21 protein-coding genes and 4 pseudogenes are annotated in these 25,503 nt (G+C 42.3%); 7 read left to right on the top strand and 18 right to left on the bottom strand.

Annotated elements, in window-relative coordinates; translation table 11 throughout:
- Positions 1-121 precede the first annotated feature (121 nt).
- A complete protein-coding gene (locus JZY04_RS09820; protein WP_122142023.1) occupies positions 122-1,228 on the bottom strand; it encodes a site-specific integrase in 1,107 nt (368 codons plus the stop codon).
- 98 nt (positions 1,229-1,326) lie between these two features.
- The gene (locus JZY04_RS09815) at positions 1,327-1,938 is read right to left on the bottom strand and encodes a TetR/AcrR family transcriptional regulator (RefSeq protein WP_007483886.1); all 612 of its coding nucleotides are present in this window, start codon (positions 1,936-1,938) and stop codon (positions 1,327-1,329) included.
- A 681-nt stretch (positions 1,939-2,619) separates the two neighbouring features.
- Here JZY04_RS09815 and JZY04_RS09810 point away from each other — a divergent pair.
- From JZY04_RS09810 to JZY04_RS09800, 3 genes and pseudogenes are all read left to right on the top strand, one after another.
- A pseudogene (locus JZY04_RS09810) lies at positions 2,620-3,678 on the top strand (phage integrase SAM-like domain-containing protein); the annotation flags it as partial.
- 356 nt (positions 3,679-4,034) lie between these two features.
- Complete coding sequence (locus JZY04_RS09805; protein WP_122142000.1) at positions 4,035-5,537, top strand: transglycosylase domain-containing protein; 1,503 nt, start codon at positions 4,035-4,037, stop codon at positions 5,535-5,537.
- On the top strand, positions 5,528-6,145 hold the full coding sequence (locus JZY04_RS09800; RefSeq protein WP_122141999.1) for a hypothetical protein: 618 nt from the start codon (positions 5,528-5,530) through the stop codon (positions 6,143-6,145). The genes JZY04_RS09805 and JZY04_RS09800 overlap by 10 nt, the downstream gene beginning before the upstream one ends.
- 544 nt (positions 6,146-6,689) lie before the next feature.
- Here the strand turns inward: JZY04_RS09800 and JZY04_RS09795 are convergent.
- From JZY04_RS09795 to JZY04_RS09745, 11 genes and pseudogenes are all read right to left on the bottom strand, one after another.
- A complete protein-coding gene (locus tag JZY04_RS09795; protein WP_032530279.1) occupies positions 6,690-7,046 on the bottom strand; it encodes a hypothetical protein in 357 nt (118 codons plus the stop codon).
- Between the two features lie 63 nt (positions 7,047-7,109).
- A pseudogene (locus tag JZY04_RS09790) lies at positions 7,110-7,457 on the bottom strand (GAD-like domain-containing protein); the annotation flags it as partial.
- A 165-nt stretch (positions 7,458-7,622) separates the two neighbouring features.
- Positions 7,623-8,054, bottom strand: coding sequence for a hypothetical protein (locus tag JZY04_RS09785; protein ID WP_122141997.1), 432 nt, complete (start codon positions 8,052-8,054; stop codon positions 7,623-7,625).
- Between the two features lie 522 nt (positions 8,055-8,576).
- Positions 8,577-9,263: a hypothetical protein gene (locus JZY04_RS09780; RefSeq protein ID WP_122141995.1), complete on the bottom strand. Its 687-nt coding sequence runs from the start codon at positions 9,261-9,263 to the stop codon at positions 8,577-8,579.
- A 36-nt stretch (positions 9,264-9,299) separates the two neighbouring features.
- Entirely contained in the window at positions 9,300-10,088 is a 789-nt protein-coding gene (locus JZY04_RS09775; protein ID WP_122141994.1) for a DUF1266 domain-containing protein, read from the bottom strand.
- An 18-nt stretch (positions 10,089-10,106) separates the two neighbouring features.
- The gene (locus tag JZY04_RS09770) at positions 10,107-11,042 is read right to left on the bottom strand and encodes a T6SS immunity protein Tdi1 domain-containing protein (RefSeq protein ID WP_122141993.1); all 936 of its coding nucleotides are present in this window, start codon (positions 11,040-11,042) and stop codon (positions 10,107-10,109) included.
- 28 nt (positions 11,043-11,070) lie between these two features.
- Positions 11,071-12,183 carry a DUF1266 domain-containing protein gene (locus tag JZY04_RS09765; protein WP_032530275.1) on the bottom strand — a complete coding sequence of 371 codons (1,113 nt, stop codon included), beginning with the start codon at positions 12,181-12,183 and terminating at the stop codon, positions 11,071-11,073.
- Between the two features lie 50 nt (positions 12,184-12,233).
- Complete coding sequence (locus JZY04_RS09760) at positions 12,234-13,208, bottom strand: ankyrin repeat domain-containing protein (RefSeq protein WP_122141992.1); 975 nt, start codon at positions 13,206-13,208, stop codon at positions 12,234-12,236.
- A gap of 23 nt (positions 13,209-13,231) precedes the next feature.
- Positions 13,232-14,815 (bottom strand): ankyrin repeat domain-containing protein, encoded by a 1,584-nt coding sequence (locus tag JZY04_RS09755; RefSeq protein WP_122141991.1) that lies wholly within the window; start codon positions 14,813-14,815, stop codon positions 13,232-13,234.
- A 20-nt stretch (positions 14,816-14,835) separates the two neighbouring features.
- Complete coding sequence (locus JZY04_RS09750) at positions 14,836-15,528, bottom strand: hypothetical protein (RefSeq protein ID WP_032530272.1); 693 nt, start codon at positions 15,526-15,528, stop codon at positions 14,836-14,838.
- Positions 15,529-15,756: 228 nt separating this feature from the next.
- Positions 15,757-16,368 (bottom strand): TetR/AcrR family transcriptional regulator, encoded by a 612-nt coding sequence (locus JZY04_RS09745; RefSeq protein ID WP_122141990.1) that lies wholly within the window; start codon positions 16,366-16,368, stop codon positions 15,757-15,759.
- A gap of 58 nt (positions 16,369-16,426) precedes the next feature.
- Here JZY04_RS09745 and JZY04_RS21500 point away from each other — a divergent pair, with 58 nt between their 5' ends.
- Positions 16,427-17,398 (top strand): AAA domain-containing protein, encoded by a 972-nt coding sequence (locus JZY04_RS21500; RefSeq protein ID WP_309294921.1) that lies wholly within the window; start codon positions 16,427-16,429, stop codon positions 17,396-17,398.
- A 274-nt stretch (positions 17,399-17,672) separates the two neighbouring features.
- On the opposite strand, the gene JZY04_RS09735 is transcribed toward JZY04_RS21500, so the two are convergent.
- The 5 genes and pseudogenes from JZY04_RS09735 to JZY04_RS21495 form a co-directional block, all read right to left on the bottom strand.
- Complete coding sequence (locus tag JZY04_RS09735) at positions 17,673-17,912, bottom strand: hypothetical protein (protein WP_122141989.1); 240 nt, start codon at positions 17,910-17,912, stop codon at positions 17,673-17,675.
- Positions 17,913-17,950: 38 nt separating this feature from the next.
- On the bottom strand, positions 17,951-18,421 hold the full coding sequence (locus JZY04_RS09730) for a hypothetical protein (protein ID WP_122141988.1): 471 nt from the start codon (positions 18,419-18,421) through the stop codon (positions 17,951-17,953).
- Between the two features lie 643 nt (positions 18,422-19,064).
- Positions 19,065-19,463: a DUF4375 domain-containing protein gene (locus tag JZY04_RS21285; protein ID WP_182007629.1), complete on the bottom strand. Its 399-nt coding sequence runs from the start codon at positions 19,461-19,463 to the stop codon at positions 19,065-19,067.
- Positions 19,355-19,789: a hypothetical protein gene (locus tag JZY04_RS09720; RefSeq protein ID WP_122141986.1), complete on the bottom strand. Its 435-nt coding sequence runs from the start codon at positions 19,787-19,789 to the stop codon at positions 19,355-19,357. Before JZY04_RS09720 ends, JZY04_RS21285 begins: the two co-directional genes overlap by 109 nt.
- Positions 19,790-19,830: 41 nt before the next feature.
- Positions 19,831-20,305 (bottom strand): annotated as a pseudogene (locus tag JZY04_RS21495) (TetR/AcrR family transcriptional regulator); the annotation flags it as partial.
- A 251-nt stretch (positions 20,306-20,556) separates the two neighbouring features.
- Here JZY04_RS21495 and JZY04_RS09710 point away from each other — a divergent pair.
- From JZY04_RS09710 to JZY04_RS09700, 3 genes and pseudogenes are all read left to right on the top strand, one after another.
- The gene (locus JZY04_RS09710; protein ID WP_229066985.1) at positions 20,557-20,991 is read left to right on the top strand and encodes a DUF6769 family protein; all 435 of its coding nucleotides are present in this window, start codon (positions 20,557-20,559) and stop codon (positions 20,989-20,991) included.
- Positions 20,992-21,177: 186 nt separating this feature from the next.
- Complete coding sequence (locus JZY04_RS09705; protein WP_122141984.1) at positions 21,178-22,371, top strand: efflux RND transporter periplasmic adaptor subunit; 1,194 nt, start codon at positions 21,178-21,180, stop codon at positions 22,369-22,371.
- A 17-nt stretch (positions 22,372-22,388) separates the two neighbouring features.
- Positions 22,389-25,502, top strand: a pseudogene (locus JZY04_RS09700) (efflux RND transporter permease subunit).
- Position 25,503: the final 1 nt, after the last annotated feature.

The following is a 25,503-nucleotide window of genomic DNA, read 5'->3' as shown; positions in this document are numbered from 1 at the left end:
GTTATTTCCGTTGTTTTTGCCACTTCGCTATAAACTGCTGATTCATAGTTGTTTTAATTGTCTTGAATTATTCAATAACCACACCTTATGGTGTAGTTCCTAATCTCTAATAGGTCATAATCTAATCATCATCCAAACTATCCAACGGGTTTGGAACTTTGGCTTTGTAAGCATTAGACACGTGCAAATAAATTGAGGTCGTCTTTATATCGTTATGCCCCATAAGCTCCTGAATGGTTCTTAGGTCAGTCCCTTGTTCCAGCAGGTGAGTAGCGAAAGTATGTCGAAGCATGTGCAAATGTACCCGGTGTTTTATTCCGGCTTTTCTTGCCGCATCTTTCAGTATTTTCACCAATGCACTGGGTGAATATTGTTCACCCACCTGTTCGCCCTCAAAGAGCCACTTTTGCGGTCGGTACTCCTTGTAATAAGTTCTTAGTTCATTTAGTAGTTTCTCTGAAAGCAGGGAGTACCTGAATTTCTTTCCTTTACCCACTATCCTAATCAACATCCGTTCACTGATAATGTCATTAGGGGTGAGGTTTAGAAGTTCACTGCGGCGCAGTCCGGCAGAGTAGATTAATGAAATCATGCACCGATGTTTCCGGTTGGTCATCTGTGCAAAGATATTTTTCATTTCTTCCCGGCTCAATACTTCGGGCAAAGTCTTGTATTCTTTGGCACGGACTATACCATCGTAATATTGTCGTTTGCCTTTTCTAACTTTTTCGTAATAAAACTTGATTGCGTTGATACGCATATTCTGTTGGGTAGCAGAAATATGCTTTTCCTTTACCATGTAAAGCATATAGGTATTTATATCCTCGATTGTTAGTTGGTCGAGGTCAGCCCCTTTATGATATTCCATAAAGTCGCTGAAATAGATTTTATAGGCTTTTATGGTAGAAGGACTGTATCTTTTTTGTTCCAATAACTCCAAATAGCCTTTTGGCAGTATATATTCACGTTTGGGTTTGGGATGTCGTACATATACCCGACTATAATCAATATAGGCATGGGGAGAATAGCGGTCATAAAATGTAGGAAGCCGGAAAGTAGATGCTGGCATATAGGCACAACTGTTTGCATCTACCTTTATTTCGGTATCTTGGGCAAACAGCAAAGCAATAGCCTGACTGTTTGAATATTCTATTCGTATGCAGTCCTGCCCGTCCCTTTTTTCCTTGTACAAGACGATAGTTTCCCGTTGTTTCTGTACATTATCCATATTGCTAAAAATAGATTCATGCTCCAAAGATAAGAAAAACAACAAAAAACGAACACTCATTCGGTTTTTATTTTACCGAAAACATTAAAAAATGAAAATCAGGCTTTTAGTAAGGAATAAATATAGCGAAAATTACTCGCCAGTTCTTCCACATCAAGCCCGTTTAAATAAGATTGCTCGTATGATAAACCGAAGTACATTTGCCTGAACATGGTAGCAGCCCTTTTAACATCCGTATCAGGTCGTATTTCTCCATTATCCTTTGCTTTCTGTATAATATTCATCCACAACTCATAATCCTGTGCAAAGAAATGCACAGTCTTTTCTTGTATATTGGGGTAGTACATCCTAACTTGTGCAAAGAAGTGATAATAATAAAAATTAGGACTGCATCCATAAGGATTGTTACCATCATCCACAAGTTCACACAACCGCTTCATAGTAACAATTATCCCCTGTATGTACTGTTCGATAAACTCCGCCAGTGTACATTCGGTCTTGTTAAACTTGTTTTTCGGGTGATGTGTTTGAAATATGAACTTATCAACCACAGCCACAAACAAGTCTTGTTTGTGGGGGAAGTAATGAACAATGCCAGTTCTTGCCAACCCGCAGGCTTTGGCAATTTCCGTAAAGCTCGCTTTCTCATAGTTCATCTTCACAAAAACTTTAAATGCGTTTTCCAGCACTTCATCCCGGTTAGTTATCATATCACATACTGATTTATATTTTCCAACCCCGAAAATACTATTTTATTGAATAGCTTACATAAAAACGAGCAATAGATTAACAAAAATAAATCGGCAAACAACTTTAATAAATAAGAGAAAAGTTATTGTAGGACAAGATAAAGTTAGGTGCAAGGTGCAAGCATATATTTATATATATAGCTTGCACCTTGCACCTAAGTTGAAATATTAATAATCAAAGACTTGCATAATTCAAAACGAATGTGTACTTTTGAACCCAAGATACATGGAGACAGACATCCGCCAAAAGCGGACAGAAACATATAAAAAAGTCAGTGTCCAAATCGTACCCCCTCAAAGGGATAACGATACTTAAAATATTGATATTTAGGACAGTGAACCGCATGGGTTAAAGACCCAGGCGGATCACTTAGGAGAAATGAAAATACTCCAACAAACTAAGACAAAGCTCTTTAAACCAGTGGTTTAAAGAGCTTTGTCTTACCCGCTTACGACAGAAAAAAGACCTCAAAAAGCCACCCTGTGAAGATTAATCGTTACTAATTCGTTACGGTTTTCCGTTACGATAAAAGCCGTAACGAATTTATAGGTAAGTCGCTCATTTGTCGAATATTGGCAGTCGAAAGTCATAGCCGTTACGGAATGAACAAATTAACTTTGCAACAAGAAAGGAGTTACGGTATGAAATCGACATTCAAGACACTCTTCTATTTAAAGAAGAACGAACCGAAGAAAAACGGTCATGTAGTAATTATGGTGCGCATCACGGTGGACGGTGATCAGGTGCAATTCAGCAGCAAGCTGGACATACACCCCGACAACTGGGACACGAAAGCGGGAAGAGCCGTCATCAACAAACAGAGTGCGGACAAGAAAGAAAGCCTCAGGGTATCCTCACTTAACAAGACTCTGGACGAGATACGTTCGGCCATCACCATGCACTACACACGCATGATGAACGTGGACGGTTACGCACTGCCGGAAAAAATCAGGAACGCATTCCTGGGATTGGAGGAAAAGGAGAAAACACTCATCAGTTACTTCACCCAGCACAATGAACAATATGCAAAGAAGGTCGGCAAGACTGCCACGCAAAAGACCTACTCCCGCTACGAACTGACCAAGCAGCGGATGATAGAGTTCTTGCAGAAGGAATACAAGTTGTCGGACATTCCCGTGAAGGAAATCACCGTCACCCACATCGAGAACTTCTACCTTTATTTGCGTCAGGAATGTGAGGTAAGCAACAATACCGCCATGAAATTTGTACAACGTTTCCATACGATACTGTTGTTTGCCCAGAAAAGCGGATTGAGCTTCATTGATCCCTTCGGGAATTTCAGGTTCAATTTTGACAAGACCGACAGAGGGTATCTCACGCAGGAGGAAATTGACACGATCTATTACAAGGAGTTCAAGTCAAAGCGGTTGGAGCACGTGCGTGACGCTTTCATCTTCAGCTGTTATACCGGTTTACCTTATTGTGACATCTATACGCTTTCAAGCGAGGACATAAAGATCGGCGTGGACGGCAAGAAGTGGATTATGAAAGACAGGGGCAAAACCGGTGTGGAATCATTCATTCCCCTACTGCAAATACCGTTGGATATTCTCGCCAAATACGAGGGTAAGTTGAAAGACGGAAGATTGCTTCCGGTAATCAGTAACCAGAAGATGAATGAATATTTGGCGGAGATAGCCACTATTTGCCAAATCAACAAGCGGATCACCTACCATCTTGAAGACATTTTCAATCGTCTTTATCTTTGAATATTAACGATTTACAAAGTCTTTCCGCTTGACATGTAACGATTTAGAAACGAGCGAAGTTCTGTATTCTGTCCTGTTCTGCATTAATTATAGAAGAAACAGGTCTGATAGATTATAAGGAAATTAAGTTGTCTCCATCAATTTCGTTTCACCAAAAGCACCTTTACGAAATTTTAAATTTCAAAAAACAAGTATGACACCAAAAGAGAATATAAATTATAAAAGTAGTACACTCATGCCTAAGATTACCAAACCATTATAAATCATTACCTTTCAATTTTTAAAATACTCATTAATGTTGTATCTTTGCAAAAAAGTAAAAAATTATGTTTCAAGATAATGAATATATAGGTTTTGTTACGTACACACAAGGCAAAAGGAACCGAAAAATTCCTTTTGGTATAGTTTCACAATCCTACAAACAGAAAGCCATTGTAACGCATTATAGTAGGAAAATAAGAAAAAATCTGATAGCGATTGAAGACAAGCGCTACTTTTCACACTTAGGAATTGATATAAAATCAATATCAAGAGCCTTATATATGAATATCAAAGCTCGAAGAATCATACAAGGAGGAAGCACCATAACACAACAGTTAGCTCGCAATCTATTCGAAGACCATTCTATAACCTTTCATCGAAAGATAAAAGAAATACTATATGCTATATCCTTAGAGAGAAAACACACAAAAGAAGAGATATTAGATTTATATTTTAACAATATTTATTGGGGAAAAAACTTATATGGAATAAGAGCAGCAAGTTTATACTATTTTACCAAAGAGCCTTATCTCTTATCACAACAAGAACAACTGTTACTACTAACCATATTAAGAGGACCAAATTATTATATAAAACACTCTGATTTATGCATGAAAAGGTACAACCTTCTTAATGAAATTCTTTTTAAGAAAAGAATTATAAGTAAGAATGTTTATCAGAATAATAAAATGTGGACATACAACTTTGAATACAATAAACTGTCAATAATTCCTCCATCCGTAATACCATATATCACAGAATCTATCAATAATAAGAAATCAAGCATACTAACAAGCCTTAATTTTGATTTACAGAATTTCATTAATTACACTATAGAAAAATCTCCTTATCCCATATCAATCATTATTTTACAAGATGGGAAAATAATCGGTATTAATAGTAAATATGGAATAGATTATCCTCTTACTTTTCATTCTAATATAGGCTCCACATTAAAACCTTTTTTATATACTTTTTATAGAGAAAATGGGGTTTCAAAAGAGGAAACATTCAATTGCATAACTACAATTAACAATCAAGAATGGAACGTAAAGGAAGCAGAACTACCCAGCAAGTCTGTCTTAAATATACAAGAAGCACTTTTGACATCAAATAACAACGCTTTTATAAATGCTGCCAACAAAATAGGTATGAATAACGTCTTAAATTTCATAGCTAGTTTACTAAATAAAGAAGAGAACAATATACACCCGTCTAGCATTCTTGGAGCAACTAGCGATGGAATTTCTTTATTTGAGCTCACTAAATTATATGCTGATTTTTTCCTAAACAATGATGATCCTTTTAAAAATGAATGCAAGCAACTATTATGTCAAATAGCAAAAATAAAACTAAGAATAGATATAAATAATTTATTTTTAAAAACAGGGACTACAAATGGAAATAAAGAAAGATTTGCAATTTTAGGGAATGAAAAGATTGTCTTAGGGATAATGAGGCAAGAAAACTCTATAAATGATTATTCTAAAGATGGAAGCTTTATTAACTCTATTAAAAATATTGCTCGAAATATTTTTAGCAAAAAAAAAATGTACACATGGATGTAATCAATAATTTCATATCTGAAAATAAAGACATATTAAGCATATTAATTACGCTTTTAGTAGGTTTCATAGCTTGGATATGTAAAGAATTAATCGAAACGCCTATGAGACAATCTAGAGAAACTTTTTTCAAAGTAACAGAAAAAAGGATTGGCATATTGTCAGAACTGTACAATTATATAAATATAATTGCATTATTTCCTCAAGAGACAAATATAAAGGAAGAACTACAAAAAATAATTCTATCAGACAAACTGGCTTATGTTGATGAAAAGATAATTGTAAATATTATAGAGATTGCATTTAAAGAAGTGACTAATGAAGGATTAGTGTTAGACACAAGAAAGGAGCTAAGAGAAACGATTGATAAATGTGCAGAGATAATTCGAAAAGAAAATCAATATTTTCTAAAACATGACACTACTAATACTTATAAAAGAGTGATAGCATATTTTATACAACTAATTAAAGCTATAAGCTTTATAGTATTTATCCTAATTGCCATTTTCTATCTCATAAAAAGTATTGTCTTTTTATCTGTTGTATGGATTATATTTTGCTGTATATTCATATTTGCTGTGATGTTGATTCTTGAGAAATATATAATATAGCTACATATTTTTAATAATACAAATGAATTGTATATCTTTGCTCCCAGTATTCTCCATGAGCAAACTACCGCAAAAGCACGTAGCAAATTAGTGGGATAATTCATGGGATATGCTTGAAGCTAATAACATAAAGTTTTAAATATCAGCATGGTAACTCTCTTTGGAGAATTCCAGGCGGATCACTGAAAACAAAAAATCAAGTAAACCTCTGATAATCAGACATTCTCAGGGATTTCTTTTTTTTGGCAGGTAGCAAAAAATAGCTGTCTCAAGCATATTGTTGGTGGATAAGGTAGTATTCCCAAAAGTGTGTAAATCCCTTTTTTGATTTACACACTTTTGAGAGCACTACCTCTCTTTGAGCGAAAGGCTGTTGTTTGGCAGCCATTGTATCTTGTCTGCCAGCTCTTGCGTATGTCCAGATACTCCCTCTCTTTAGATAATAAAAATGAAGTAATTGTTTACATAATGATTCTGGACTATATTGATCTCTGTTCTTTTTTAACAGGAAGTTATGATATTCGGACAACTATAACTACTATGATTATCCCACATTCCAGTTCATCATGTCATTCCAATCCAGTACCGCTTTTATAGCGCATTGGTAATAGCAGAAACTCCACACGATTAGCCAATATACTAGCACGGAAGTTATCTTGAACAACCGCCTTTTCATTATATCATCCACCCGTTTTCTGATGAAGCGGAAAAGAAATAACAGAATCCCCCATAATACAAATGTCAGCACTTTACATTTAATCGCTATGAATATATTGTTAGCGGCTATATCAAAATCAGGCAATGAGGATGTATAATGAGAAATGAGACGCCATCCTACGAATAGCGAAATCACGGCAAGCAGAACGTTTTCAATTCTTTTATATGACGTTGTTATTTTCATGCTTCTGCACAATGGTTAAACGGAAAACTGCATTTCGACTTTATTAACACTGTAATTATTAAATCATCCTGCTTCGTAGCGTTCTATCTTAAACCATACTTCCAGAATACTTTTATTGAATATACATTTATTGAGAAGCAGTGCAATGTTGTTGCTTAAAACTTTTTCTATTCCGTATCTGATATTCATATAAATGACGTAATCCACAATAATGGAATTATTCACATAAGCAAATATGTATCCGAAAGCCATTACCATAAATGGCAAAACAATCTTATTGAATGAGTCCGAGTTATATTCATCCGCAAAATCCTGAAATTCTTCAGGATGAATAATTCGAAACAGTCCGTTACAAAACATTCCCCAACCAGTCTCTTTCCAAAAGATAATCAGACTCTCCAAAGCAATATCAGCATATTGTGCGGTATATTAACAACCAATTTTCCAGCTTGCTCTTGGTTAACAATTCCCACTATCAAGGCTTGTTCGGGACTTACACCCTATATTTACTGGCTATACAGAGTAAACATATCCAGTAGCTAACTGTATTTCTTAGTTTAGCTGCTTGTTATCAACTTACCTTATTCCTTTTAGTTCTTCCCTCATTTTTCCTTTCAGATGAAAATAAGCCAGCACACCAAGAGCATTAAACAATGCGGTTTCATCTTCATTGCGCCCTAATGTCTTGTAGAATTTGGCTACATTCCGATAAGCCAGGATTAGAAAGATGAGATAAACGACAGCCAGGATGCCTCCGCTGAACACAAGCGTACAAATGCCTATCAATGAGTTTCGATTATAGGCTTTATACTGCCTTTTGGCTTCCTCGTAATTATGGTTTGTCAGATAACCGAATTGCTGTAATTCTTCTCTACTCCAGCCTCTTTCTTCCAATAAGCAGATAGCACTGTCACGAAGTTCGTCATCATAACCATAACGCTGGTGATTTTTCACTATGTCTATCAACTTAGCGTTGTCGAATTTCTTTAGAATATCAATATCTTCCATACTTTTGATTTATGTTTATAATGGTTTGGTGGGTGATAGTGTTTAACTGTTGGCTCGACCTCATTATTTACAGTCTGTCAAACAATTCCTTCCATTCAAAAATTGTTATGATCCAATCGTTCTGCTTGTTTCCTAACAGATATAATTTCTCATTGGTAATTTTCGTATGCTTTTCCGGATCTCCCCCCGATGGGTTGTTAAGCCTATTTCCCAACAAGTCAAAGGATAGTTTGTGGGAATCGATTGCCCACTCCTTATCCCTTATGAAAATGATACATATATCTTGGTCTTGTATGCTATAGAATACATAACGTTGCCTATACATGCCTATATTGCAAGGCGAAAATGAGAAACACGGGTAATAGAAATCACCTCGTAGGTCGCAGTCTCTTGAAACGGAAGTGGCGAACGGATGGTCGGCACAGCACACAGAGTCAGCCGGAGATTGCTGTTTCACAGCCATCTGCCCGTACAGCGGTAAGGCAACGGGCAGAAGGCATATAATAGCTTACTCACGATGGCTTAAGGTTCAAATTCCACTTTTCCCTCCTGGTTCACCACGAAAGGCACGGTATAATAGTTCGTCCACGTGTGACGTCCCTTAACTTCAGGCTGTTCGTCCTTCTTGACGAAGTTCAGTTCGAAGAAAATGGCGGTGCGACTGTGCTCTTTCTTGTAATCCGACCGCTTCTGCAAAAGGTCGATGTTTCGCTTGTCCACGGGTGGAATGTAGAGGTGATATTTGCCGACTGACTTCAGTTCGTACTTATCGGCATCCTCCTGCGTAAGGAAAAGATCGTGCGCCTCCTGCACGAGTCGCTGCACCTCGGCAGTGGTGAGAACATCGAGATCAAGCGGTGTGGAGTGTTCGTAAGAGTAGATGTTGCGCTTACTCTTCAACGGCCCGTCAGCTACGAACTCACCATCCTTCAGGCTGATCGTGAGGGAATAATCATTGCTCTCCGGATCAAGGTAGTCTATCTCTACGGTAGTCAAAATGTTATCCAGTTTACGTTCGTCGCCGTCCTCTGCCCACACGAGGCGATATATTTTATTAGTGCCGGTGTCCACGTGCGTACGGACCAATTCTTTCACTTTGCTGATACCTTCTTCCGAGGCCATGCCCAGACGGCTTTTACCTGTACAGGCGGTGAGAATGAGGACGGCCAGTGAGGCAGTCCACAAGGTTCTTGCGATGTTTGTTATCATGTTAGTTTGTTTTTTGAATGTTATTAATAAGAAGTATTACCATTTGATTCTTACCCACGGGCTTTTCTCTTCCTTCAATAAGTCGTCGGCCATAGACTTCATGCCAGAGTTGCAAGCGCTTTTTCCTCCCCACAAGGCACGTCCGATGACGTAGCTCATGGCAAAGTCGTGCCAAGAAGAGAAATGGTTGTGTGCCATTTCATAAGCACAGTCTATGTAGTACCACGCTTCGGCTTCGGAAATATACTTCATGTCGTAGCAGGCACGTGTCATGAAATTAAGACGTCCGGCATCCCAACCTGTTACGCCGTAACGTTGCAGATCCTCCCGACAAGTGATAGTGCCGCACTCCAGCAATTCATCGTAACACTCCTTGAGATTGTACAGCTGTTGTACAGCTTTGTCGTAATCTTCCTGACTGGTCATATGCTGTTGGAAAATTTGGTCCTGTGCCTCTTCATCATCCAACAAGAAAGCCTGATAGACATAGGGAAAATAATAAGCAAATCCCTTCTCGCCGAGATACTCCAATGTTTGCTTGGCATCTTGGGTATTGTAAATGCTCCACCAATTGGCAAGGATGGTGGAGAGTTTATCTTTGATGTCTAATGTTAGCGAATTGAGGTATGCCCCCTGCTGTAAAGCGTAAAGTGAACCTATAGAAAGTTTTTTGTACTCGGCTTCCGTCAAATGGGAACGGGGATTGAGACGTATTCCTTGAAAAACACGTATCACCTTGCGTACGACAGGCCATACACGTTGGTAAAGAAAATAGATGATAATAATCGGAGCTACGATCCAAAATATCCAGTTGAAATCTGTCATAAGTAGTTTTTTTTACAATTAATAATCTATCATTGCTATGGTTTGCTTCATTTCCTCCAAATTGAGTCCACGCAGTAGCACATGGTCGTCGCGCTCTTCCACTACATATTTCTGAAGGGCCTGCAAAGCTGTGTGATACTCCAGGGAGGCAAGGTTCTTTTTATCGTCATAGCTGAAAAAGGTCAGTACCCACAATGTGATTTCTTTACCCTCCACGGCGTACAGCTTCTCGGGAGTTTGAGGCAGTACGGTGTCTACGGTGTCGGTCAGCGTGAAGTTGACCATCAGCGTACCATCTTCACGTTCGAACACATGCGGATTGGCTTCATAGGCTTCCGTCCATTGGTCTTTTTCTCCATCTTCCTCTTCTTCATTGTCAGACGAGTTGTTCATCATCTCAAAAAGCAGTTGCTGGTGAGTAACCCCATCCCCCTTTTGGATGTATGAGAGCGATTCGTCTCCACCAAAGGCCAGTGCCGGAGCAAAGAAAAAGGTTTCGTTCTCCGCCAACGGACCACACTTCTCCACCGCCTGTCCGAAGAGCTCCTTGTCCAAAAGAGATTCTATGACCTCGTCGTCCGTGATAAAGCGCATGAACTCCTTAAAGCTGTAGGTACAGGTTTGGGTGGAACAACGGTGTATGTTCAACAGACAGACATCATCCTTCGCATCCGGCAACTGCCGATAATAGATGATGTTACCGAAACCGGTCACCAGAATAGGGATTCGGGCAGTATTCTCTCCGCCCAGCCATGTGTAGAGGTTGGGGGTGTAGTCATCAGGATTGATTACTTTTAGCAATCCATTACCGTAGTTACCGAAGCCATACGTTTCCCAGAGCTTCAACCATTCGGCAGGTAGTCTGCCCTTGAAGCGGTTCAGAACAGATACTGTAGGTTTTCTTAATTCTCCGGTTGGAGGAAACTTCTGCAAGAAGTCATTCAAAATTTCCATGATTGTTATATATTAAATGGATTACTAATTACCATTCACTTAGTTTCCAGGGCGATTCTTTTTTGCGCAGTAGGGTTTCTGAGATTTCGTAGGCAAGCATACTGTCTTGACGGTCACCGTGCCACACGCCACGACCTAAAATGTAACTGAAGCCGTACTCCTGCCACGATGTGAAATATTGACGAGCAATGCTCTCCACCAGTTCCATCACTTGCCACATCTCTTCTTCGCTGATGTAGCCGCATTGGTAAGTCCAGCGGGCGACATTGGTAACACGTACCAGGTCCCAACCGATGGAAGTGGCAGGCAACTCGTCCGTAGTGCAGCCCAGACGAGGCATCAGTTGCAGTATGGGGAGCACCTCATCGATCTTCTCTGCCAGTTCTTCGTCCTCTTCGGCACCACGTTGCAGAGCTTCAATACCCTCGGTACGGAGGATATGGAGAATGCGGTCGGCAGTGGTATGATGTCCCTCTTCCAATAACCAGCGGACGGTCTCAAAGGTAGTGTCGTGATCCACAATACCCCACCAGCTCTGCATCTGTTCTCGGGTGGTATTGACGCTGTAAGTGCTGCCCGTGCTGTCTACCTGCTCAGAGTTATAGACGAACAGCGGCGCACCGAAGGCCAACAAATGCAGTTGGCGCGGAGTGAGGAGACCATCGTCAGCGCGCTCTATCTGCCAAAGCTCTTCGTCTTTGACTGCTATGAGAAGATTATCATTATCCTCTGCGTCATCATATAAATTCTCTTTATCCGTATCCTCTCCATCGATCCAATCGTTCTCGATGTTATCGTTCGTCTTCCTAAGTGCTTCCTCCAAGCTTCCATCCATCATGGCTTGCATCATCTGTGAAGCGAATGCCATATTATCTTGCCCCTCTTGTGCGATGTGGTCAGCGTTGATTCCACCCAAGGTGCCCATGGCTGCTTGTTGTGCCTGAATCTCGCTGAGGTTGGGGACTGCCACTTGCATCTGCGCTCTGATTTGTTCCTGCATAGCTGCTATATCAGGTATTTGAAAACCGGGGATGCTACCTAACATGGATTGCGCTTGCTCCATCGCTGCTTTGATAGCTGCTTCTTGTGCCGCTTTGGTTATCTCCTCTGGACTTTGAGGATTTACTTTTTCTTGTGACATATTTGTTTCTATTAAAAAATGGTTGATAATGATTCCTCTTTTGTGACCGCTCAGCCCTCCGCTCCGGTCACTAACAATGTTTCCACGATTTCATTGTACCCCCTTTCCACTGCATAGTGCAAGGCAGTGTGGCGGAGATTGTTGGCCAGATTTACATCGGCACGGTATTCCACCAACAGGCTGACAAACTCATGGTTTCCTTCGCGTGCTGCCACGATAAGAGGCGTGTCGCCGTTTTCATTCTGCACATCAGTCCGCGCTTTAGCTTCCAATAAGAGTTTGCCAAGAAACTGATTGCCCGACCGAGCGGCAAAGTGCAGGGGCATGGAGCCGTTAAGCATAGCTTTGTTCACATCGGCTCCCTTCTCAACCAGCATGGTGGCAATCATCAGGTCGCCTTTTATACAAGCAATGGCAAGTGGTGTCTCACCATCGTCGTTCAGAGCATCGAGCATCGCAGCTGAAACAGCCAACAGGGTACGCACAATTTCTCCTTGTCCGTTGCGGACGGCCTGATGTAATGGTGTGTTGCCACGTGCATCGCCCGCATTGTCAATGGAAAGGTGAAGGACGACCTCCCGCAGCCCGTACGCAGTGGCATAATCTATAGCCCGATGACCGATATTGTCTGCAAGTTCCGTATTAGCCCCTTGATTTATCAAATAGAGAGCTGCATCGGTGTGCTTATTGCTTAGCAGGCAAAGTAAAGGAGTGCGGCCCTCTCGGTCGGTGGCATCTACTTCCGCTCCTTCCCAAAGGAGACGGGCGATTATCTCCTTGTTTCCACACCGTGCCACGGCGTGAAGCGCACTTTCTGAACGATTGTTTACGACTGTTGGAGTGGCCCCATTATCAAGAAGAAGAACGGCAATGTCCCTAAAACCTTTCTGACAAGCATAATGCAACGGCGTGTTACCTTCCGCATCCCGCTTGTTCACATCAATTCCTCCTCTCTTCAAGAATATCTGTACAATACTTTTCTGCCCATTGCGGCAAGCGTTGAGGAATGTCAAGTTGTTGTCCATAATGATATATTCATTTATATAGGTTAGCAAAAGTGTCTGAGCAGGAACTTTACAAACGATTCACTACCTTTGTCGATAGCCAGGTCAATGGCAGACAGCCCTTCGTTGTTCGTCCAGGCGATATCCGGCAGGGGGAAGTCTGCAAGAACTTCAGCGACTTGACGCGCCTCCGTATTGTAGCAGGAGGCAGCAATGTAGTGTAGCAGGCTATTACCCCACTTGTCCCTTCTGCGGGCATCGGCACCCGCCTCAAGCAGCCACTCCAGCACCTCCGCCTCGTCCTCCCCACAATACTTCCACCCATAGGGATAGGAACGCGGTAACATGGGCAGCGGGGGAATGCGACCATCCCAATAGCCGCCTCCGTAAAGAATCATCAGCGGGGTCTGTCCGCAAAGGTTGGCAACGTCGGTGTTCACTCTCTTCTCCAACAGGAAGCGAACAGCGGTCTTGCCCGGCGCATAGCCTACGTGCCGGCAGGCCAAGGCAAGCGCAGTGTTTCCCTCCCGGTCTGCGGAGGCTTCAGGGTTCCAGCCTTGCTGCAACATCAACTCTAAAGTGCAAATATAGGTCTCCTCAGCTCCCCCAATGTCCGTCACCTCCATCCAAACGGCAAAGGCGGTCTGCTCGTCCATCATGCGGAAGTTGGGATCGGCTCCCGCACAGAGAATGCGCTCGGCGGCATCAAAGTTGGACCAGGCTAAGGCACAGGCTAAGGGCGACTTGCCAAGAAAATCGCACATCTCCCTATGTTCGCACAAGGTCTGAAGCTCCACGCCTTGTTGCAAGAGCGCATCGAGGGCATCCCCGTTCTGGTGGAACAAGGCTTGGAACACATCCATTCCTCCCACCCGTGCGGCGAGCACATCCTCAGGATTATGCCCAGCCAGAAGCGTTCCGATGCGCATAGCACCTTCTTGCATGGCCATGTCGAGCGGCGTTTTCCCGCAGTTATTCTTCTCTTCCGAATCTATCTGTCCGCTTTCGAGTAGTTTCTTTGTTAGATTGAAGACGGCTTCTTCCGCCTGCTTCAGTCGGTCGATTTCCGCCTGGATTTCACTTATCTGTTTTTCCGAATGGTACTCTGCCAATTTATAAGCAAGCCGCTCCTCCGTGCGGCGCAGAGTGTGGGCAATGTTGCCGGCGGTCAGGCAGGCGATATGCAAAGCATTCTGTCCATCTGTATCGGTCGAATCGATTCTTGCACCGCTCTCCACAATCTCTTCCGCCATCCGGAAGTGCATTTGGCGGATGGCCTCCAGCAGGGCAGTCGTCCACTTGGCGGAACGGGGAACGTCCGCACCTTTCTCAAGTAATAGTCGGGCAGCGGCGGCTATTTTCTCTTCATCGGTATATGTGTATCGGTACATGCCCAACGTACAGAGCGGTGTATAACCATCTCGGTCTTTGGCATCGACGAAGGCACCATGCTCCAGTAGGATGCGCACCGCACCTTCATCGCCGAAGTAGCAGGCCAGATGAAGTGGCGTGAAGTTGCCAAACTTTTCATCTCTGTCGTTGACAGCCACCTCACCGAAAGCAGCGTGTATCTGTGACTCCGGTTCTCTGTCCTGATACAAATTATATATATCCTTACAAGTTTTCATAGTTGAATAGACGGAATGAATCAGAGAATAGGGAGCCTCACCTTTAGATTCGGGTATAAATCGCCCAGTTGTTTCAGGAAATCATTCGCCACGACAATGTCGCGTACCGCCTCTTCGGGACTACCCGGTGTTTCCGGTATGTTAGTGAAAATCAAGCACGAGTAGATGATGAGTTCCAAAGGCTTGTCGTCTGTCTGTAGCGACAGTTTGTAAGTTTTCACATTGTTACCACGTGCTTCTGCCTGTGCCTTCTCCTGCCCGGCAAGCGGATATTCAATAAGACGTGATTCCTTTAGGCGTAAGGGCGGGAAGGTCAGGTGGGTGTCTATCTCTCCATCCGTGTCGGTATCGAACAAGTGTAGAGTGTCACCGCTCAACACCAGGTACTTTGGTGTATGTACCGAACGGAAACGCACGGTGCCCAGCGTGGCCATGCCCTTCAGCTTATTCTTCATGTCGTTTTTAAGTGAATCCGCTAACGTATATTCTATATTGGCATAGTTCACGGCATCAATTCGTGCCTGCTTCATCGCTTCTTTCAAGAAAAGCCCGTCGGAGTCTAAGAATTGTTTCCTATAGGCTTCCACCTTGGCAAATTCTGCTTTGAAGTCTGTTTGGTTCACCACTGCCGCACGCTGCGCATTCTTCTGTTTCACATAGAAAAAGTAGCCCATGTAGAGGGCTATGCATCCGATTACGATAAGGTAAGTCATGTTCTTTTTTTAATTAGAATGGTTATTACTATAAATTAATTGTCTTCCAGACACCCGATTATTGTATCTGTGCGGCAAATATAAATAATAAAAACAAAAAACCGGCCACTCTTCCGGTAAAAATCGGAAGGGTGGTCGGTTTTTTTTGTTTTAGGATGCTTTCTACTGATAGGGAAAAGCAACTGTAAGTCGATGTATTTTTAGGGTCCGGACAATTCTGACGAGCTCTTAGTGTACTTTCAGTATAGAGTAAAGGTAGTCATAGGAACGACGCAATTCTCCAGTATCCAGTCCTGTGGAAAAGGACTTCATAAACGACATACCCAGGTAGATGTTATTGAACATGTTGGCGGTCAATTCGATGTCTATGTCTCGACGCAACTCTCCGTGTTCTATGGCAGCGGTTATCGCTATACGCCACCCGTTCAGGAACTTTTCCCAGAAAGCTTGCAACTTGACTTTCGCATCAGGATAGTAGCGCTGTATCTGCGGCATGAAGCCAAAGAAGTTGGAAAAGGCCGTACTGTCGCCCGTGGTCTCTGCTTGCCGTAGTAGCGCCACGTACCAGTCCATTGTCTTCTGTATATTCTCCACGAAATGGTCAAGGAACTCAGCAAACGAAGCGGCAGGCGTAAACTTCACATCAGCATCATGCACGTTGATGAAATAGCGGTCCACCACCGCCACAAACAACTCCTGCTTTGTGGGGTAGTAATATGAAATACCTGCTTTAGATATACCGGTAGCCTGTGTCAGCAGACTGTAGCTTGCCCGTTCGTAATTGTATTGCAGGAACATGACGAATGCGTCTTGCAATAGTTTTTCCCTATTGGTTTTCATAAATATATTACTATTAATAATTTCGTTTACAAAGATACATTATTAAAAAACATTTTTTATCTTCTTTTCTCCATTTTTCATTCTACATCTACAATCCGAGTTATTCATCGAAGTAATCCTTATAGTTTCTTCTACATTCGCATCCATTCAACGCATGTTTAGCAGGATAAGACCAGGAACAATCCCTTGGTTATTTGTTGATGAGGCCGGACAGGTTGTCCCACAGGCAGCAGCGGGAGCGATCTGGCGCTCCAAGCGAGCTGTTATTGTAGGAGATCCTTTTCAAATAGAACCTGTCATTACAATACCTGAGCAGGTTGTCAATAATATCAGCCGTTATTTCGGGTTGGATAAAACACAGATACAGACTTCTCTTTCCGTTCAGTCTATGGCCGATCGTGCGAATCCGTATGGTTGGATAACGAATGATACTTGGACTGGCTCTCCCCTACGGGTGCATCGGCGTTGCGTCGACCCGATGTTTTCCATAGCCAATGAGATCGCGTACAATGGCATGATATATAACTCTACATTGGCAGATAATCCTCATCTGTTTATACAGAATGGATTTGTGCAGGTGGAAGGTAAAGTAAGCGGACGGCATTACGTACCAGAACAAGGTGCCCTAATCAGGCAAATGATCATTGACGAAATACGCCAACTACAGGACTTGCCCGATCTATTCGTGATCTCTCCTTTTTCAGAAATACCATCTATTTTGAAAAAAGAACTGCGTCAGCCTATTAAGCAAGCACTAATGGTCTATAAACAGATAGAAAATAACGAGTTGCAGAAGTGGCTGGATGCTCATATTGGGACAGTCCATACATTTCAGGGTAAGCAGGCGGCAGGTGTAATCTTATGTCTGGGACTCGATCAAAAGTCAAAAGGCGCTGCTTCTTGGGCATCATCTAAACCTAATTTACTGAATGTTGCTCTGACACATGCCAAGCAACGATTTGTAGCCGTAGGAGACGGAACGATTTGGTTAAGACAACCCTATTTTAGCAAATTAAAAGCGTTAAAATGAAAGTTGTGACCGAGCAACATTGTGTACCTTTACCAGCATAAAGTTTGCTACGGTAATATTTAATCAGATTTCAGTAATATACCTGTATATTATGTAATATCTACACAAGATAACTTTACATCAATTTAATCTATACTTTCCCGTGAGAAAAATCACGGAAAAGTTAGAGAAACGATATATTGTTCCACATTTTTTGCATTACAGATAATAGGGCTAACGAGAAACTGCATTTAACAGTTTGCTCGATCTTGTTACTGGCCATACCCATTTGTGATTAATATTCCATCAATACATTACTCATATCTATAAATCGGGGAAAGAAAAGAAAAATAGCCGGAAAGCAAACAATGCTCACCCAATACCACAATACCATGCTCCAGTCGGAACAACTTGTCGTGTACCTTTTTTCATATCGCCTTCCTTGATAATAAAGATAGTCGATAAAGTTATACCTGTAATTCTGTGCGTTCCGCACTATCTGGTTACGCTCAAAATAGTTATTAGTTTTATTCATGCTTCTAAATTATCAATAGTATTAAGAAAGAAACAGTGTCAGATGTTATCTCTCGTCGTTACCACTGACTTGTTTATAGATCTCAATTCGATGAATAGACAGACAATCCCGATAGGCGGATAGATAATGCCACATAAGACTGCAAATATATTCATTCCCCGTTCATCTCCTGTGAAACCGTCCAAACCGATAATCTTCAACAAACGGTCTGTTATTTGCCAATCTAATAGATTTTGGTCTAAACAGATAAAAGCAAGCCACAAAAGCACAGAGCAACATTCCATACCGAACAATAACATGATAACTTTGGGCTGAAGGAAATACAGTTTACAGACCTTGCAGATTATTAGTATATCTATAACTGCCAGCACACCTAAAAAGCTATATTCCATAACACCATATATTCCGAACAGCCGACCGAAACCTAAGCCAGCAAAAAAGAATGTTACCACTATCAGTAAAAGGCTGAAAGCTGTCAATGATAGGATGGATTGGACTGTTTTATTCATTGCACTATTGTTAGTAATGGGTCGCAGCTTACCGCTGTTTAGATGGCACAGGTGCTTGTTATCAACTTATTTATTTGTTTTTGATTGTAAAACATGATGTAAACCACAACAGTATTCTATCTTCGTGTGACTCAGATAAAAATTATTTTTATCCAAATACACATCCAATTTCCAAAAATCCAAATCTGTTTTTTGGATTATGTCTGCATAATTTCTGATAAAAATAGCCACCTCATCATCTTCTGTCCAATTCCAAATGTACGGTAATCTATATCGGACAACATGACTTTCTATATATAATTTATCCAAATCGCCACTTACCGTACATACCACCTTCCCCAAGTATTTCCTTTCTTGTGGGGTATGGAAATTCTTATATTTCTTACTTTGTTGATAATGTATTCAATAGCTGTCACCCTTTATCTCGTCGAGAGACTCAGAATCGAAAGACAATTTGCCTTCCACCATCTTTACAGTGCTCTGCACCGGATACCCTTTCATCTCCTCTCGGGCTTCAACGTGCTCTCTGCCATTGCACGAATTTCAGGAAAATGCCCATACGCTTTTCTCTCCTATTGTACAGCCATGCCTTGTCCGGTGGCAGACACGGGCTGATGGTCGGTGGTGTACAGGGGCTGGCAGTTCACTCATTATTGTCATACCTTTGTCTTGTTTCTTCTTCGGACAAGAACTCTTGCGGATGATGTTTGATGTATGTACCTATCAGTTCGTAAAGTTGGTTGTCGCTATTCATCAATGTATAATACTCCTTGTCGAACGCATCGAAAAGTTTCTCTTTGTAACCAATGCAGAAGCTTTTCTTCGTTCCGTCCTCCCATGCCGCATGCAGCCTGTTGCGGTTGGCAACGAAATACTCGTTAGCACGTTTCACCACGTCTGCCGTCCGGTCGTCTCCAAGCAGGATGAAGGTGTTCAGGGCACATTCGCAACGGTCGCCTCCAATGACTTTTTTCTTTTTATCAAGTGCGAGACTCCTGCCGCTGAAAGTAAATATCCTGCAACTATTCCCAGATGAATCCAATATCGATGGAAATTGTATTTGTCTGCGAGGCTAATCTTATCGTTTGAGTTCAGATGGATGATTAATCTGTATTCATCGCAAAACCAGTAATATTCAAGGCTCATCAGCCCTGCCAGTGCCAATACGCCGAGGGCTACAAAGCGTGACAGGTTATGATGCAACCACAAATCACCGGGTACGAACAGTATCATGGCGCCTCCCCAATAGAACGGAGCCAGCGAAGAAGCCGAGAACCTTTCTCCATGAGACGGAGCTACAAACGCACAACCGATGTAAAGGACTGTGGCAAACAGGGAATAAAATAATATCATCTTTACTATTTTCATGCTTCGCACTATTTTGTTGCTAATGGCTAAGTGGGGAACAGCAGCTCTCCGGTATCTATCGCATGCTGTATGGCGGCACGCCAGTAAGCATAATCGCTGGCGACAAGGTTACGGAGTTTCTCTTTTGCATCAGGGTCATATTGGGGCATCTGGAATAGGAAATGAAAATATTGGGCATGATATGAAAACTTTTCTTGTGCCACCTTATCGCCATCTACACCTATCAGATTGCCCAGTATATCCATTGTCCGTTGTACGCCTCTTACGTACTCATCTATAAATTCGGCAAACGTACCGTTCATCTCGGTGAACTTTGTTTCGCGGGTTTTGTGTGCTGAACCAGAACTTATCCACTACGGCAATGAATAGTTCTTGTTTGTTCTTATAGTATTTGAATATTCCGGCTTTCGACATCCCAAGCATCTTCCCCAGTTCCGCAAAACTGACTTTCTCATAGTTTACGGACATAAACAACTTGAACGCAGCGATCAGCAACTCATCACGGGTAATTTTCATTGTATGGCAGCCTTTTATATTTTCCAATCCCGAAAATAATATTTTATTCGCATACAAGCCACATTACAAGTAATAGATTAACAAAAATAAATCGGCGAATCCCCTTAGTAAATCAGAATGAAGTTGTATCTTGAGCCCAAGATAAACGGAGACAGACATTCCCCAAAGGGGTACAACGGAAACATGACTTCTTTGCAACTTGGTTGCAAAGAAATTCCTCTATCTTTGCCATCAAACCCAGAAAACAATATATGAAACGTATCCTTTCCATATATCCACTCGTAATAGCGACTCTATTTATAATAGTATTCTCCGCTATTCCACACCATCATCACAAGGAGGTATTGTGCATGGTTATGGAATTGTGCGAACAAGATAACACATACAATGATGATCATACCGACCATGGTACTGACCAAGACATACATCACCAAAACATCTGCGTACCCAACGTGGATTATATTTCTTCTTCCGGTATGACAAAGAGCAGTCTCGACAGTGGAAATGGAATGCTGCTACATTTGCCAATTTTGTTTCTGCTGGCTGATATTCTGACTCTCAACCTCAATACATCAGAACTCGAAACCATATACGACGAGTACGTCGTATCCTATACGTCCGTAGTGCTTGGCGAAAGTTGCGGACTTCGTGCACCTCCCTTTAAAGCATCTCATTGTGTGGCATAAACTACAATGTATGCATTCTTTCCGATAGCTGTTACCAGAGTAGCATCTTCCGTGTTGCTATCCGCCCGGCTATGCGTATTCTTTTCGTAAGAGCATAAGGATGTTTCTCCCCGGTATGATATTGCCGGTTACACGATTGCGCCACACGGTCTTTCCCTTTCAGTCAAATTTCTAAAAATTACAAAGATGAAAAAATATATATTCATAATATTGGCTGCGGCCATTTCCCTGACATCTTGCGATAAAAAACAAAGTGATAAAAAAACGGTAGAAACCCATCAAAAAGGCGATGGTCACAACCATGAAGAAGGTGATGGGCATAATCACAAAGAAGAAAAAAACTCCGGTGAAGAGCACTCGGACGAAATAGTTTTCACCCGGCAACAGGCCGACGCTATCGGGCTGGAAGTATATAATGTAGAACCCAGCATATTCAGCCAAGTCATAAAGACCAGCGGACAGATACAATCTGCCCAAGGAGATGAAGCGACCATTGTAGCTACCACTAACGGTATCGTATCCTTCCCGGCTCGGTCCATTATCGAGGGAGCACCGGTTGGTACAGGAACTACGATTGTGACTATTTCAGCCAGAAATCTTTATGAAGGTGATCCGGTAGCAAAAGCAAAGATCACCTATGAAACAGCCCTAAAAGAGTTCAAACGTGCCGAAGGCCTGGTAAAGGACAAAATCATCTCGGAAAAGGAGTTTGAACAATCACGCCTGAAATACGAGAATGCAAGAACAGCCTATGAAGCACAGGCAACCAACGTTACGGCATCCGGGGTTAAAGTAACCACCCCAATCAGCGGATATATCAAGAACAGATTGGTCAACCAAGGTGAATTTGTATCTGTCGGACAACCGATTGCCACGATTTCCAAGAACAGGAGACTACAATTGAGAGCCGATGTCTCGGAGAATTATTTCAATGAACTTGGAAAAATCAGAAATGCCAATTTTGTAGTGTCTTACAATAACAAGGCATACCGGTTGGCAGATCTTAACGGACGCCTGCTGTCCTTTGGTAAAGCTGCCGATGAAACTTCTTTCTATATTCCTGTAACTTTCGAGTTCGACAATATCGGCGATTTCATCCCTGGTTCTTACGTGGAGGTTTACCTGCTGGCCACTCCTCAAAACAATGTCATTTCAATTCCCGTCTCGGCACTTACCGAAGAGCAAGGTATCTATTTCGTCTATCTCCAAATAGGCGAAGAAGAATTCCTCAAACGTGAAATAGCCATTGGAGAGAGCGACGGGAAAAACGTAAGAGTGCTTTCCGGACTTAGTACCGGTGATAAGGTAGTTATCAAAGGCGCTTATCAGGTAAAACTGGCTTCAAACTCTTCTGTACTGCCCGAAGGACATAGTCATTAACTCAAAAGGAAGAAATCATGCTGAACAAGATAATTAAATTTTCGTTGAACAACCGCATCGTTGTTCTGATAGGAGCTCTGTTGCTAATCATTGCGGGAACCTATACAGCTGCCAATATGGAAGTGGATGTTTTCCCCGATCTCAACGCTCCTACCGTTGTAGTAATGACGGAGGCCAAAGGTATGGCTCCCGAAGAAGTGGAACGTTTAGTGACCTTCCCGGTAGAAACCGCTGTAAACGGTGCCACTGACGTACGCCGTGTACGCTCCTCCTCTACTACCGGATTCTCTATCGTATGGGTTGAATTCAACTGGGGGACCGATATCTATAGGGCACGACAGATCGTTTCCGAGAAGCTGGCCGTAGTGGGAGACGCATTACCCTCCAATGTTGGAAAACCTACTTTAGGCCCGCAATCCTCTATCCTGGGAGAATTAGTGATTATCGGACTGACTTCCGATAGCGTGTCACTTCAAAGCCTGAGAACCATGGCCGATTGGACCATACGTCCTCGCCTGTTGTCTACCGGCAGCGTAGCTCAGGTTACGGTTTTGGGAGGTGATATCAAGGAGTATCAGATATTGCTTGATCCGGGTAAGATGAAACGCTACGGAATCGGATTGAATGAAGTCATTGACGTTGTAAAAGATATGAACCGGAATGCTTCAGGAGGTGTATTATATGAGTTTGGAAATGAGTTCATCGTCCGTGGTATGTTGTCAACCAATAAAGTAGAAGCACTGCGAAAAGCTGTGATAAAAAATATCAACTAAACGCCTGTCGTTCTGGAGAATATTGCGGAAGTAAAAATCGAAGCTAAAGCCCCCAAAATGGGGTTAGCTTCCGACCGGGGTAAATCCGCTGTGTTAATGACAGTAACCAAGCAGCCCAATACAAGCACCCTTGAATTGACTGACAAGTTGGACCAAGCATTGGCCGACTTACAAAAAGTTATGCCAGAAGACGTAAAAGTAACCACTGACATTTTCCGTCAGGCCCGCTTTATCAACAACTCGATTGACAATGTACAGAAGTCTCTATATGAAGGCGGTATTTTTGTGGTTATCGTACTGCTTCTCTTCCTGATGAACGTACGCACCACCATTATTTCACTGATAACCATACCACTTGCCGTTATTGTTGCCATTCTTACCCTGAAAGTACTGGGACTTACCATCAACACGATGAGTCTGGGAGGTATCGCCATTGCTATCGGTTCATTGGTGGACGATGCGATTGTAGACGTGGAAAACGTATTCAAGCGTCTGAAGGAGAACAGGCAAAAACCTAAAGAGGAACAAAAGAGTGTCATAACGGTTGTATTTGAAGCCTCCAAAGAGGTACGTATGCCTATCTTAAACTCCACACTGATAATCGTTGCCAGTTTTGTTCCTCTTTTCTTCCTTTCCGGTATGGAAGGTAGGATGTTGGCGCCGCTGGGTATTACCTTTGTCATTTCCCTTTTTGCCTCCACTGTTGTTGCCCTGACCCTTACCCCTGTTCTGTGCAGTTATCTGCTGAACAAGCAAAAGGGAAATGGTGAAGAACGTGATCCTTATCTGGTCCACAAACTGAAATCCGGATACAAGGTAGCTTTGCAATGGACCCTATGCCACAAGAAAGTGGTTCTGGGAGGAATCGGTGCTATGTTGATCGCAGCATTGATTATGATGGCTTCGTTCGGGCGTAGTTTTCTCCCCCCGTTTAATGAAGGTTCGTTTACGATAAGCATCAGTACCCTGCCGGGAATCTCACTGGAGGAGTCCGATAAAATCGGGCGGATGGCTGAAGAAATTCTATTGTCAGTGCCAGAGGTGCAAACTGTGGGGCGCAAAACCGGACGTGCGGAACTGGACGAACACGCATTAGGAGTGAATACTTCTGAAATTGAAGCACCGTTCGTGCTTGACAAGCGTTCAAAGGATGAAGTATTGGCAGAAATCCGTGAAAAGATAAAAGTTATACCGGGAGTGAATATCGAAATCGGCACGCCTATCACCCACCGTATCAACGCTATGTTGTCGGGGTCGAGAGTCAATATTGCCATTAAACTGTTTGGTACAGACCTAAACAGGATGTATGAAATCGGAAACCAGATTAAGAACTCCATCCAGAATATCGAAGGTGTAGCAGACCTGAACGTAGAACAACAAGTGGAACGCCCTCAGTTGAAAATAGAACCCAAACGGGAAATGCTGGCAAAATACGGCGTCACACTTCCGCAATTCGCAGATATTGTAAATGTAATGCTTGGAGGCGAGGCGGTATCACAGGTATATGAGGAAAATAAATCTTTCGATCTGACTCTAAAGGTAAATGATAGTAGCCGTGAAAATGCGGAAAGGATACGTAAACTGATTGTGGATGCCAACGGTCGTAAAGTATCTTTGGAAAATATTGCCAATGTAGTTTCATCAATGGGTCCCAATACAATCAGCCGTGAAAATGTTGCACGTAAATTGGTAATCTCAGCCAACGTTGCTGACCGGGATTTACGTGGTGTAGTAAATGATATTCAGAAAAAAGTCGATAGTGAAATCCAGTTACCGGAAGGATATCACCTTGAATATGGCGGACAATTTGAAAGTGAGCAGGCTGCTTCACGCATCATCACTATTACCTCCGTATTTTCTATACTGGTCATCTTCCTGCTCCTATTCAAGGAATTCAAAAGTACGACCCAGTCACTGGTAATTCTACTGAATCTGCCACTGGCCCTGATCGGAGGTGTTTTCAGCATCTATTTCACATCGGGTATATTAAGTATACCGGCAATCATAGGCTTTATCTCCCTGTTCGGTATCGCTACACGCAATGGTATGCTGCTCATAGATAAGTACAACAGCCTGCGTGCTTCCGGTATGTCTGTGAATGATAGTATCCTGTACGGTTCTCTGGACCGCCTGAATCCGATTCTGATGACGGCTTTGTCCTCCGGACTGGCATTGATTCCATTGGCATTGGGTGGCGAATTACCCGGTAATGAAATACAGAGCCCGATGGCTAAAGTGATATTGGGAGGACTTTTGAGTTCAACCATCCTGAACGGATTCATTATCCCCATCATGTACCTGTTTATTAATCGCAAACAGGAAAAACAAGTTGAAATAATTGAAATAACAGAAGACTAAA

This window comes from Bacteroides sp. 11BF, from assembly GCF_019633765.1.
Classification (GTDB): domain Bacteria; phylum Bacteroidota; class Bacteroidia; order Bacteroidales; family Bacteroidaceae; genus Bacteroides; species Bacteroides hominis.
The sequence above is the reverse complement of the archived record's forward strand: the minus strand, read 5'-3'. Positions and strand labels throughout refer to the sequence as shown.